Genomic DNA, 13,256 nt, shown 5'->3' on the forward strand with positions numbered 1-13,256 from the left:
GTTCAAAGTGAAATTAATGTATATGATTATAGCAATTTTTTAGGCTGACTTTGGTGCATCCTGAACAGTTTAAAAACTAGTCTAATGAATAAAAAATTTATTTAATTTAAATATTGTCACTATTTTACTATAATAATCGGTTTATTTTTAATGTGGCCTAAATTATGTTGAAAGATGCGTTATCACGGATGGCTGACGTTTTTTTACCTACCGTTTTAATGCATGGTTTGGACTATCAAAAAAAAGGTTTTGTATTAAACATTCGCTTAAGTGAGGGTTTACTTAAAGCGCGCGTAAAAGACCCCTCCAGTCAGATTTATGATGTTCATATAGATTTAAAAATTTGGCCAAAACAGCCGGCTCGTTGTAGCTGCCAGGCTAAAAATTGTAAACATGCAGCAGCTAGCCTGTTTGCTTTACAAGCTAAAGAAAAAATTGAGATGAAGGTTATTAAGCCAGCGGTGCATGCAGAAAACTTACCATTTGGCCAACAGTTATCATTTATTAATAACCACAATAAAAAGGCCATTAGCGCTACCCATGACGTAGTTTACCTACTTGAGACAGAATTACAGGCAACTCGCGTTACAGCTCATCTAGCATTAGCTAGGCGCTTAAAAAGCGGTAGGTTAAGTAAAAAAATTATTTTTCATACTATTACCGAAAGTCGCAAGCAATTTTTTACTGAACTAGATGATGAAATTATTACCACGTTAGCGCTAAGAAATCATGTGCACGGTTGGTTTGAGCGACTAATTATTCCTACTAGCGTTTTGTTACAAAAAATTCTTTTAACACGAAGGGCTTATTTTAAAGACGTTAACGAGCCTGTTGCTTTTAAAGTTGATGATGAAGTGACATTCCATTGGCAATTAGATATTGATGGTACCCAGCATTTAATCATTGGAGAAAAGCAAGATTTACTCATGCCAATTTTGCTAGATAAGCTTTGGTATTATAATGAACAGGAACAAATTTTAGCAGAGCTAACAACTTCTTATCAAAGTGAACACTTAAAATGGCTTCTAAGTTTGCCACCTGTTTCTATTGCTAAAGCACATGACGTAGCGGCAGCAATAGATAAAGTTAATTCAGAGTTACCTAAGCCTAAAATTTACGAAAACAAACTAATTAAAGAGATAAAGCCTATACCAATTCTTATATTAGATGCAAAAGAGTTAGAGATTGATAAGTTAGATCCCTTAGGCACCTTTGATTCTAAAAATTATATTATTACTTGTGATTTATTGTTTGATTACAGAGGTATTCGTATTTCAGGGCGGGAAAATTATAAGCAACTCTACTATGAGCAAGGTAGCGATTTAATTGAGATAAACAGAGACTTTGTATTTGAGCAACACACGTTAGCTTATTATGAATCGCTTTTACTAAAATATGATAGTTTATATAGTCAAGACATTCATCAATTTTTAACAAATGCTGTAGTATTAAAAGATTATAGCTATGCATCAGATATAGCGAAATTACATGCTGAATTAGTACCTATTTTAAAAAATAAGGGATGGTTTGTTGAATTTAATCATGATATTTTTGCGGAAGAATTTAGCATCGATGCAGTTAAATGGTACTCTGAATTTCAAGAGCAGGGGAATGATTTTTTTTCCTATCAATTAGGTATTTTAGTCGAAGGGAAACCTGTTAATATTATCCCTTTAATTGCTAAATTAATACCTAAGTTGAAAGCAGTTAATTTAGAAGAACTATCAGATGAAAAACAAGTTGCCTTATTATTACCTCAGCAAAAAAGATTGCAAATTCCACTCGGCCGAATTAAACCTCTTCTGCGGTTTTTACTGCAATATGTGACGCAATTTAATCCTCTAGATGAGCAATTAAAAATTAATCATTATCAGCTTATGTTAATGTATGAAACAGAGCAAGCGTTTGCTACAACCTCTTTACGTTGGCAAGAAGCTGGAGCTATTGGGCAGAAAATTAAACAATTAATGAATCCTGCTGCTTTTAAAGAAAATTCTATTCCTCAAGGATTAACCGTTCATTTACGCGATTACCAGCAGCATGGCCTGGCTTGGTTACAATCGTTACGGCGAGGTAAATTTGGTGGGGTATTAGCAGATGATATGGGTTTGGGAAAGACAATCCAAACCTTAGCCCATCTACAGTTAGAGAAAGAACAAGGGCGTATGCAGCAAGCCTCTTTAATTATTGCGCCCACAAGTATTATTGCTAACTGGTATGAAGAAGCTAAGCGATGTACACCAAATTTAAGGGTTTTAGTATTTCATGGTAGCGGCCGACAAGAAGAAAATTTTGATGATTACGATCTTATTGTATCTACTTACAGTTTAATTCAGCGAGATAAAACTAGATTTACTAATTATCAATTTTATTATTGCATCTTGGATGAGGCACAATTTATTAAAAATGCTCGTGCTAAAGTAACCCAAATTATTCTACAAATTAAAGCTCATCAGCGACTTTGTTTATCAGGCACACCGCTTGAAAATCACTTAGGTGAGCTTTGGTCACTTTTTCATTTTTTAATACCAGGATTATTAGGCGATGGTAAGTATTTTCGTAAATTTTTTAGAATCCCTATTGAAAAAAATACAGACGAGCAACGTCATGAATTACTAATGGCCCGTATTCGCCCATTTATGCTGCGCAGAACTAAAAATCAAGTTGCCAAAGAATTACCGCCCAAAGTTGAAACCACACTTAAAATAGAATTAGTTGGCGCCCAGCGCGATCTCTATGAAACGATTCGTATAAGCATGCAACAGAAAGTTCAGTCAGCAATTGCCAAGTTAGGATTGAAGAGAAGTCATATTATTTTATTAGATGCCTTACTTAAATTAAGGCAAGTATGTTGCGATCCCCGTTTGGTTTCTATCAATGCTGCTGAAGTAGCTCATGAAAGCTCAGCAAAGTTAGACGCTTTAATGACGCTTTTAGATAATTTAATTGCTGAAAAACGGCGCATCTTAGTTTTCTCGCAATTTACTTCCATGATTGAACTGATTGAAGAAAAATTAGTAAATCGTTCTTATGACTATCTTAAATTAACTGGGCAGACAATAAATCGCTTAGAGCTTGTTAATAAATTTCAGGAAGGACATGTCCCTATCTTTTTAATTAGTCTTAAAGCAGGCGGTGTAGGATTAAATTTAACCCAAGCAGACACAGTGATTCATTATGATCCCTGGTGGAACCCTGCAGTAGAAAATCAAGCAACCGATAGAAGTCATCGTATTGGACAGAAAAACACGGTGTTTGTTTATAAGTTAATTACCGTAGGTACGGTCGAAGAAGTCATAGTAGCCATACAAAATAAGAAAAAACATCTTTTTGAAGGCATTTTAAATGAAAAATTGAGTGGACTTAGTTCAATTACCGAGCAAGATATCGAACAGTTCTTTTTACCGCTTAAAGATTAATCACTTGAAATTTAAAAAATTCGGCATAATTTGCAAAGTACACATTACTAGCTTATCCTTTTTAAGGATAACTTGTATGGAGAGAAATGATGAGCCAATGGAAATCGTTAATTGCGATTATGGTAATGGCGCTGCTTATGCCACTGATTACGATAGCTGCACAAACCCCTGCGGGGAATTGGACAACTATCGATGATAAAACGGGACAAAAAAGAGCGGTGATTAGGTTATCTGTCTCAGGTAATACATTGAATGGAACAATTGTTAAGGTTTACCCACAACCTGGTGATAGTGGCACATGCAAAAATTGTCCAGGTGGTTTCAAAAATAAACCTATTTTAGGTTTGCGTTTTCTCTGGGGTTTAAAAGACAAGGGCAATGGCGTTTGGGAAGATGGTCAAATTTTAGATCCTAAATCAGGTAAAATATACCGTGCTAAAATAACCGTGCAAGGTAATAAGCTATATGTACGGGGTTATGTAGGTATTTCTGCCCTAGGCCGTACGCAAGTCTGGGTTAGATAAGGTTTTAAAAAAGTTTCGCCTAATTAACTAAAGACACACAAAGAGTGTGTCTTTTTTTTTGTTCAGCATTACAATAGAGTTAAGTTTGAAAAAACAAATATAACGTTTTGTTGTAGAATGTAGGACATTGCGAACGTTCGAAGCAGCATAAAGCAATGTTAGGATAAGGGCAAACTCACGTTAATTAAATAAATTAGAAAATTATGGCCGAAGCATTAGCACGAAAAAACAAGCAAACAATTGATCCTTTAAAAAGACCTCCGCATTCTGCAGAAGCAGAACAGTCAATCATTGGTGGCCTCATGCTTGATAATCAAGCTTGGGATAAAGTAAATACAAAATTATGTGAAGCAGATTTTTATCGTACTGAACATCGAACCTTGTTTCGCGCTATTGTTGACCTAGCTCGCAAAAGCCAGCCATTTGATGTTGTGACCTTACTTGATACCTTAAAAACGAGTAATGAACTTGATCAAGCAGGCGGCGAGACGTATCTATTTGAACTAGCTAGCAACACCCCAAGTGTGGCTAATATTTCTGCTTATGCAGACATAGTGCGTGAAAAATCTGTACAACGACAGTTAATCGGTGTAGCAAGTGATATTGCGGATGCTGCCTATAATCCTGCGGGCCGCGAAGTGACTGAGCTACTAGATCTTGCCGAAACCAAAGTATTTGCTATTGCTGAGCAAACAGGGGGTGATGGGGGACCTGAAAGTATTAAGTCCATTTTAGTGAGAACCGTTGAAAGAATAGATGCGCTTTATCATAATGGTGACGCAATTACAGGCCTAGCTACCGGTTTAACTGACTTAGATGAATTAACCTCAGGATTACAGCCTTCTGATTTAATTATTGTTGCCGGTCGGCCATCTATGGGTAAAACAACCCTGGTTATGAATATGGCTGAACATGCTGCTATCCGGGGTGGAAAGCCCGTCTTAGTTTTTTCAATGGAAATGCCCTCAGATTCACTTGCTATGCGTATGATGTCTTCTTTAGGCCGCATTGATCAACATAGACTTCGCACCGGAAAATTAACAGACGATGACTGGCCGCGCGTGACTTCAGCGGTGCATATGTTATCTGAAGCCCCCTTATTCATGGATGATACACCAGGCTTAAGCCCGGCTGAGATGCGGGCAAGAGCAAGAAGAACAGCGAAAGAGTATGGGCAACTAGGCCTTATTGTTGTGGATTATTTACAGCTCATGAAGGTGCCAGGTTTTAAAGCTGAAAATCGCACAGCAGAAATCTCAGAAATATCACGAAGTCTTAAATCCCTCGCTAAAGAATTAAAAGTACCCGTAGTGGCTCTGTCGCAGTTAAACCGTAGTTTAGAGCAAAGACATGATAAACGGCCTGTTATGTCAGATTTACGGGAATCAGGTGCAATCGAGCAAGATGCCGATGTGATTTGCTTTATTTATAGAGATGAAGTTTATAATGAGGATAGTCCTGAAAAAGGCATGGCTGAAATCATTATTGCAAAACAGCGTAATGGTCCCATTGGCAGAGTTAAAGTCGCCTTCCTAGGTAAATATACACGCTTTGAAGATTTGGCCTTTAATGGTTATCAGGAGTAATTACCGGTGACTAGGCCAACCTATGTGCAAATTGATAAAGAAGCATTACTGCATAATTTAGCCGAGATAAAACACTATGCGCCAGGAAAAAAAATAATAGCAATGGTTAAAGCAAATGCCTATGGCTGTGGGCTACAAGCCGTAGTGCCTGTTTTGGATGGCCAGGTTTATGCGTTTGGAGTAGCGTGTGCGGAAGAGGCAATTGCTATACGTAAACTTGGCATAGCCAGTGAATGCATTTTATTTCAAGGTATTTTTAGTGCGGATGAATTAATAGCAGTAAGCCAATATCGGCTGCAATGCGTTATCCATCAAGCTCAACAATTACAATGGTTATTGGCTAATCCTCAACCGCATAAAATCAAGGTTTGGGTTAAAATCAATACAGGTATGCATCGTTTAGGTTTCGCACCAGAACAAGTTTATAGTGTAGTAGAGGCTTTGCAAAATTGCCCTTGGGTGGACGCTGAAATTGGTGTAATGACCCATTTGGCTTGCGCTGATGAACCAACTAATCCTGTTAATCAAGTACAACTCGCTCGTTACCATAAACTTAAATTACCCGCAGGTAAATTTATTAAGAGCATTGCTAATTCAGCTGCCATTATTGCAATTCCTGAGGCACAAGCGGAAGTTGTAAGGCCTGGGATCATGTTATATGGGGTTTCTCCATTCCTTGATAAGTCTGCAGCACAATTAGGTTTAAAACCTGTTTTGACTTTTGTTTCTGCAATTAGTGCCATCCATCACTACCCTGCAGGTGTCCCTATTGGTTATGGTGGTATTTGGCGAACTAAGAGGCCATCTATCATTGGTGTGGTTGCTGTAGGCTATGGTGATGGCTTTCCACGTCATATTAGTTCTGAGGCTCATGTTTGGATTAATGGGTTTGTTGCACCTATTGTTGGCCGAGTTTCTATGGACATCTTAACGATTGATTTAACAGATTATCCTCATGCTAAAATTGGGGACGCTGTTGAGCTTTGGGGGAAAAATATTCCTGTAGAATCAGTAGCTAAATCAGCTAATACCATTCCTTATGAATTACTCTGTCAGTTATCTCCGCGTGTACATCACAATTACAAGCTAAATTGTGGATAATATCTAACCTTGATGGTAGAATACAAACCGATTTCAAACGTTATACAGGTGAAATTGCATGAAAAAAATAGTATTAGCAACACTTGCAACCTCGGTTTTTTTGTCAAGCTGTGCTCAGATTAATAATGAAGGCGTTGGCTCATTGACAGGTGGCGTTGTTGGTGGTCTGATTGGTAGTCAATTTGGAGGCGGTTCTGGAAAAGTAGCAGCTGCTGCGGGTGGCGCATTATTAGGGGCCTATTTAGGTGGTAATATTGGCCGTACTATGGATAGATTAGATCGCTTAGAAATGCAAAAAGCATTAGAAACTGCGCCAACAGGTAGACCTGTAACTTGGAGAAATCCAGACAGTGGCAACAGCTATACAGTGAAACCAACACGTACTTATTATACTAACCAACAGCCTTGCCGTGAATATACAACGCGCGCAATCATTGGCGGTAAATCACAAGAAGTCTATGGTAAAGCATGCCGTCAAGCAGATGGTGCATGGCGTGTGGTGCAATAATTTAATCTTTTTTGAGTATCAATTATTTAATAATTGATACTCCTATCTAAATTTCTTCTTGGCTCATTTCACATATAATATTCATCAACTATACTTGTTAATAAATCGGATTTGTTAAGGTGATGCCATGGCTAATCTCATTTATTCCATTCTCCCAGATCCAAGACGTCCAGTTGTCTATATAGAGCCTTCCTTTACCGTCATGGATTGTGTCAATTTAATGGTCACTAAAGACATTGGGGCATTAGTTGTTCATGACAGAACTGAGCTACTGGGCTTAGTAAGTGAACGTGATGTGGTGCGCTCATGCGTACACCTTGGCCTAGATCCTAATCAAGCCACAGCGGGTGACATTGTTTATAAAGAGGTCAGTATATTAGATATCAATGATACCGTTGAAGATGCGATGGAAATAATAACGTTTACTAAGCGTCGTCATGTTTTGATTAATGAAGATAATAAGCTGGTAGCTATTATTTCTATCGGAGATATTTTGTTTTCATTAATTGAGGACAAGACACGCTTGATAGAACATTTAGAATCTTATATCCATTCATAGTGTCTAGAAAGATAGGTTACTTTACTAACTTATTGTTTTGCATAAAATACAATTGAGGATATCACCAGTCCCATCCCAAAAAATTGTATGTTAGTTAATTGCTCACCTAACAATAACCAAGCAAAAATGACAGTGCCAATTGGCATAACTGCTGTGGATAAAGACGCCATAATACCATCTACCCGTTGCGAGCCAAAATACCAAAAAATATAAAATAAACTAGTACTAATTCCAAGGCTACTTAAAATTAACCAATGGTTAGCGCTAATATTAGGTATATGTGTAATTTCAAATAGGGAAAAAGGTAATAAAACAATGGCATTAATACCATTCATAACGGCAGAAATTAAAAACACTGGCAGGCGCGAAATATGCATTTTATATAACACATAATAAGCTGCTTCCGGTAATAAGGCGACAAAAATTACCAAGTCACCTAAGAAAGAATGAGCCTTACTTAGATGATTGAATTTTTCAGTGGCAATAACAATAAGCCCAAGTGTTGCAAAAAGAATACAAAAACCAATCTTAGCGGATAGCTTTTCTTTTAAAAAAATAAAAGACATAATTGCGATGATTGCTGGCAAGGTGCTCGTTATAATTCCTGCGACATTAGCATCCGTCGTATGCAGACCTAACAACATAAAAAGGTTAAATAAAACTCCTGCTGATAAAGCTTGACCAAAAATAAAATACCAATCTTTATTATTTAAAAGAGAAAGATGATGCACTAAACTTTTTTCCTTTGCTGGAGTTAGCCAATGTAAAGGGAGTAAGATAATACTGGCTAAAGCAAAACGTATATTAATTAATAATAAGGTAGGAATGTCATTAACTAGCTTTTTAGACAACACAATATTTAAGCCAACCATAATTTGAGCAAGAATAAGTAAAAGAAGGCCAAGAAGGTAAGCATTATTATGTTTTTTCATAGTTTCACAAGGTGATTTAGCAATAAGATGCTACAAGTTGTGAATTATTTCAACTTCTTGCTGGTTATGCAATAGATAATTGTTGTGATTAAAATAAAAACATGTAAAAAAATAATGCCGCTAATTTAATAATGAATTGAAATTAAATCTCATTGTTTTAAATATAGGAGTATAATTTTTATTGAGGCTCTGGTTAGGAAGGTAAATAGGCAATGTATAAAAAATTGATAATAGGTCTAATGCTATCTTTAATTAGCCAAGTTAATTGGGCTAGCGATTTATCTACGCAGTGGTTTACAGGAAGTGGTAAACAGGTCACCCTACAAGTTCATTTATTTACTGTATCAACTTGTCCTTATTGTCAAAAAGCAGAAGCATTCCTTAACGACTTAGCCTCAAAAAACCCCTGGCTTGATATTCATCATTATGTCATCAATACAGACAAGCAGGCGCTGGTCACCTTTAGTCAATTTCTAAAAGGACAACAGCTTAATGATTTCTCGGTGCCTGCCATTTTCTTTTGTGATAGTCGCTGGGTAGGTTTTAAAGATAACGAGAAATCAGGGGCACAATTGCTTGCTGGTTTAAATTACTGCCGTGAACAGATTAGTAAGTCAGGTGAGTTAACTCCTGCAACCGTACAAACGTTAAAGCAAATGGCTTTAGCAAATTGGTATGAAGGAAGCTTAACCACACCGCCATCAACGCCATCATTTATTCCGTTAATGGCGATAGTTGATGCATTAAATCCGTCGGCGACTATTTTAGTTTTCGCGCTTATTGCTTTCTTAATTAGCCTTCCTACACAAAATAAACGGGCAGTTATTTTAATTTCTTTTGCTTTAGGTGCAGGCCTTGCTCATTATTTTCAATTCGCTCATTTATCTTTTTTTTATACGATTACTGCTTTACTCCGTCCTTTAGCTATTTTAATAGGGCTTGGATTAATGATCTTTATCCTAAAATTTGTCAAAAAATCGAACGCTCAGTTAGTGATTGCTACCACGGCTATCTTAGTGTTTTTTACCGCCTTAATTATTCAAAGTTACATACAAATTAATAATTCTCCTAATTTTGCCTTGATTGTTAAACAGTGGTTGGTTAGCCAGCAGTTTAGCGCAAGCAAGCAAATGTTCTATCAATTAATTTATATCATGACTTACGTCATCACCCTGGCATTAGATGCCTTAATCATTGTGCTACTATTTCGGTTAAAGCGCTTGCAAAACTATTTACCGTTGTTTAAACGATTAGGAGAATCGTTTCTTTTAGTTGTTGGGGTATTTTTAATTGCTTACCCTTATCAACTAAACCGCTTATCTTTTATTTTTATTGTATTAATTTTAACCGTACTAATCACCTGGATTTTGCCTAAATTTTACGTAACTAAGAAAAATCCTTCTTAACCCTTCTATATTATTAAATGCGGGATTAAATTTAGGTAGTCAAGGAGAAAGGAATGGAAGAGGATATAAGCCATAATTATTTCCCTATTGCTTATGATGTTGAAGCCGGTAAAACATATCATTGGTGTCGTTGTGGCAAAAGCAAGACAGAGCCTTTATGTGACCAACAAGATTGTGAGCTTGGCGTGGCTTATTATGCGCCTTATACTGATACGGTGTATTTTTGTGGTTGTAAGCAAACCAACGATCCACCCTTTTGTGATGGGTCGCATGCTAAATTATTACTTAAATTAATTGATGAACGTAAGCAAAAGAAAGATAATCTTAAATAAGGCGAGGCATTTAATCTTGATAGGTGTTGGTAATGAGTAAGTTAATTGATATCCCTGTTGTCATTGAGAGTGGTTATAAATACAAAACTCAACATGGTGTAACTGCTATTAAAGATGGCATTAAATCATGCTCTACCACTGTAGAAAGGCTACCTAAGCCAAAATGGTTAAGAATTGTTAACCAAACCACACCCGCGTATCATCAAGTCAAGGAGCAAGTTGTTAAACACCGCTTGGCTACTGTCTGTGAAGAAGCTAAATGCCCAAATATTGGTGAGTGTTGGTCACATGGTACTGCAACTATTATGCTTATGGGTGCAGTATGTACGCGCGCTTGCCGCTTTTGTTCTGTAGATACAGGAAATCCGCATGGCTGGTTAGATAAAGCTGAGCCTGAAAATACGGCCAACACCGTTGCCTTGATGAATTTGGATTATGTTGTTTTAACCTCCGTTAATCGTGACGATTTAGCTGACGGTGGTGCCAATCATTATGCAGAGACCATTCGAGCTATTAAAGCACGAAGCCCTGGTACAAAAGTCGAAGCACTTACGCCTGATTTTCAAGGCATCACCCAAGATATTGCTACGCTGCTTGATAGTGGGGTAGATGTGTTTGCTCAAAATGTCGAGACAGTCGAGCGCTTAACTCATCCAGTACGAGATAATCGAGCTGGCTATTGGCAGACTTTAAATGTATTAAAATTTGCCAAACAGTATCGCCCCGATGTGTTAACTAAAACAAGCTTAATGCTGGGCCTAGGTGAGACGGATGATGAAATCATTAAAACGATGGATGATTTGCGCGCGCAAAATATAGATATTCTTACGCTCGGTCAATATTTACAACCTACCAAAAATCATCTGCCTGTTATGCGTTATGTAACGCCTGAAAAATTTATTGAATTTCGAGAAATTGGTTTAGCAAAAGGTTTTTTTGAGGTAGCTTCAGGCCCACTTGTACGCTCTAGTTATCGCGCTGACAAGGTATTTAAAAGAAATAATTTAGACTTGTGAGAGGATTCTAACTAAATACGTAGCCTGGGTGCAGGCCCATAGGGCCGGAACCCAGTTTTCACTTCATTCACCCAGGCTACGTTTACTTAGTATGAAATAAATCACAACCGAATTACCGCGGCGTGTCTGCGGTATCCAATGAAGTGGCACTGACGGGTATGGATAACGTGGTCAAGCCACGGTATTTCGGACTGGGTTAGATAAAGCAAGTAGATGCTGTCTTAAAAAACAAAAAAACTTTTAATGAAATTTTGCTTGCTCTTAAAGATAGTATCTACTTGCTAACTTGGCTTCTACGCACTAAGTTACAAATCAATTAACTTTAATATTTGCTTTTGTTAATTTTCTTTGCATAACATAGGCGCCAGCACTCATAAAAGCACCTAAGATTATTCCAATACAGCCTAACCAGAAATAATAATGAGTGTAAATAGGGAGTGTTTCAAGCGGCGAAGCAGTTATATCTGGCATAGCAACGATTTTTGCAAGCCTGCCAGAAATGGCGTGCGATAAGGAACAGGCCAAATACCAAACGCCCATAGCAAAAGCTAAATTTTCACTATCACAATAAAGGCCAATCATGCTAAGCCCAATTGCACTGACCCAAAGCTCAGCAAGGGTAATTAAAATATAAGTTAAGCCTATGTAGTTACCATTCACATAGCCCTGGTTTGCTGTGAGCGTAGCAAACACAATAAGTAGTAGAGCTATGCCAGCGAGCAATGTACCCATAGCAAATTGGTAAGGAATGGTAAAGCGTGGAAAGCACCGATACAAACGCGGCAATTGCGAGCCTAATAGAATAATTAATAAAGGATTTAGCAGCTGATAATGTGCTGGTAAGACATCAAAACCTAATAACCTTAAATCCGAATTGTATTTCGCAAATAAAACCAGCGTACTATTCATTTGATTATAAATAATAAAAAATATAATCGCTTCTATAATTAAGATTAATGCAACAGCCTGCTTGAGGCGAGCTTGTGGCGCTAGGCGCAGCGTTTTAATAAAAAAAGCAAAAATACCTATTGCGCAACCTAAACCAATAATAATACTCGCTAAATAAACTTGAGAATAAGCGACTAAAGTAAAGCCATAAATACTGACGATATAAATAGCTAATTGTAATTTGGTGCGCGCTGACATAGGCTGCCTATCATGCCCATAAATCACGTTATCATAAAGACGGTAGTGCTTAGCAAAGTTCAGAGCCGCCAAGGATTTGCCAATAAAGGCTACCGTTAAAATGGATAAAGGCCCATACGCGCTTTCCAAGAGCACAGGTGCAATAACAGTAGCTAATAATGCTCCAACATTGATTGCCATATAATAATAGGTCATGGCAGATTTGGCTTTAATCGCATCATCACTATAAATATGAGAAACAAGCCCAGATGAGGTACCCATAAGCAAGGAGTTGGTGGCTGGTATAAGTGCGTAAGCTGCAATAAATAATTTATCGCCAAAGCTTGTTAACGTATAACCACTTAACATAATTAATAAATAAGCTAAAGCAAGCATAATACTGCCTAGCAAGATAGAACGTCTAAGGCCAAGTAGTTGATCAGCGACGAAACCACCCAACACGGGCATCAGATAGCCTGTTGCTTGAGTAATGCCAATAAAGGCATATGCTTTTGTTTGGCTATAACCTAAGCCATGTTTTAAGAGGGGACGTGTTAAGAATAAAATTAACACAGTATTTAAAGCATAAACAGAAAATTGGCTCCAAAAAGTAATCAGTACAATATTATTTGTTTGTCGTTGTTTTAAGTCAACCATAGGTAAGTAATTTTTGATCGCTTGATAAAGCACCTTCCCTCCCTAAATATTTTCTACTCAATGAGTAAACTATTTATACTGAAAATAACAA

At 37.3% G+C, this 13,256-nt stretch carries 11 protein-coding genes; 9 read left to right on the plus strand and 2 right to left on the minus strand.

The annotated features are described in order from the left end of the window. Nucleotides 1-164: 164 nt before the first annotated feature. The 6 genes from DYE47_RS05985 to DYE47_RS06010 all read left to right on the plus strand — a co-directional run bounded on the left by DYE47_RS05985 (nucleotide 165) and on the right by DYE47_RS06010 (nucleotide 7,697). A complete protein-coding gene (locus tag DYE47_RS05985) occupies nucleotides 165-3,419 on the plus strand; it encodes a DEAD/DEAH box helicase (RefSeq protein ID WP_115302395.1) in 3,255 nt (1,084 codons plus the stop codon). Between the two features lie 89 nt (nucleotides 3,420-3,508). Beyond that, nucleotides 3,509-3,943 carry a DUF2147 domain-containing protein gene (locus DYE47_RS05990; protein ID WP_115302396.1) on the plus strand — a complete coding sequence of 145 codons (435 nt, stop codon included), beginning with the start codon at nucleotides 3,509-3,511 and terminating at the stop codon, nucleotides 3,941-3,943. A gap of 203 nt (nucleotides 3,944-4,146) precedes the next feature. Further along, nucleotides 4,147-5,529, plus strand: coding sequence for a replicative DNA helicase (gene dnaB, locus DYE47_RS05995; RefSeq protein WP_115302397.1), 1,383 nt, complete (start codon nucleotides 4,147-4,149; stop codon nucleotides 5,527-5,529). Between the two features lie 6 nt (nucleotides 5,530-5,535). Beyond that, complete coding sequence (alr, locus tag DYE47_RS06000; protein WP_115302398.1) at nucleotides 5,536-6,630, plus strand: alanine racemase; 1,095 nt, start codon at nucleotides 5,536-5,538, stop codon at nucleotides 6,628-6,630. A 58-nt stretch (nucleotides 6,631-6,688) separates the two neighbouring features. Continuing rightward, the gene (locus tag DYE47_RS06005) at nucleotides 6,689-7,138 is read left to right on the plus strand and encodes an RT0821/Lpp0805 family surface protein (RefSeq protein WP_115302399.1); all 450 of its coding nucleotides are present in this window, start codon (nucleotides 6,689-6,691) and stop codon (nucleotides 7,136-7,138) included. A gap of 127 nt (nucleotides 7,139-7,265) precedes the next feature. After that, a complete protein-coding gene (locus tag DYE47_RS06010) occupies nucleotides 7,266-7,697 on the plus strand; it encodes a CBS domain-containing protein (protein ID WP_115302400.1) in 432 nt (143 codons plus the stop codon). A gap of 29 nt (nucleotides 7,698-7,726) precedes the next feature. Here the strand turns inward: DYE47_RS06010 and DYE47_RS06015 are convergent, their stop codons facing one another. Beyond that, nucleotides 7,727-8,629, minus strand: a complete 903-nt coding sequence (locus DYE47_RS06015; protein ID WP_115302401.1) for a DMT family transporter — start codon at nucleotides 8,627-8,629, stop codon at nucleotides 7,727-7,729. A gap of 212 nt (nucleotides 8,630-8,841) precedes the next feature. Between DYE47_RS06015 and DYE47_RS06020 the strand changes: the two genes are divergently transcribed. The 3 genes from DYE47_RS06020 to lipA are packed head-to-tail and all read left to right on the plus strand — an operon-like array spanning nucleotide 8,842 to nucleotide 11,383. Further along, nucleotides 8,842-10,035 (plus strand): glutaredoxin family protein, encoded by a 1,194-nt coding sequence (locus DYE47_RS06020; protein WP_115302402.1) that lies wholly within the window; start codon nucleotides 8,842-8,844, stop codon nucleotides 10,033-10,035. Nucleotides 10,036-10,088: 53 nt separating this feature from the next. After that, nucleotides 10,089-10,367 (plus strand): CDGSH iron-sulfur domain-containing protein, encoded by a 279-nt coding sequence (locus DYE47_RS06025; RefSeq protein WP_115302403.1) that lies wholly within the window; start codon nucleotides 10,089-10,091, stop codon nucleotides 10,365-10,367. 32 nt (nucleotides 10,368-10,399) lie between these two features. Further along, nucleotides 10,400-11,383 carry a lipoyl synthase gene (gene lipA, locus DYE47_RS06030; RefSeq protein ID WP_115302404.1) on the plus strand — a complete coding sequence of 328 codons (984 nt, stop codon included), beginning with the start codon at nucleotides 10,400-10,402 and terminating at the stop codon, nucleotides 11,381-11,383. A 312-nt stretch (nucleotides 11,384-11,695) separates the two neighbouring features. Here lipA and DYE47_RS06035 read toward each other — a convergent pair whose 3' ends face one another. Beyond that, nucleotides 11,696-13,198 (minus strand): peptide MFS transporter, encoded by a 1,503-nt coding sequence (locus DYE47_RS06035; RefSeq protein ID WP_115302405.1) that lies wholly within the window; start codon nucleotides 13,196-13,198, stop codon nucleotides 11,696-11,698. Nucleotides 13,199-13,256 lie beyond the last annotated feature (58 nt).

The sequence above is a fragment of the Legionella beliardensis genome (genome assembly GCF_900452395.1).
Taxonomy (GTDB): domain Bacteria; phylum Pseudomonadota; class Gammaproteobacteria; order Legionellales; family Legionellaceae; genus Legionella_C; species Legionella_C beliardensis.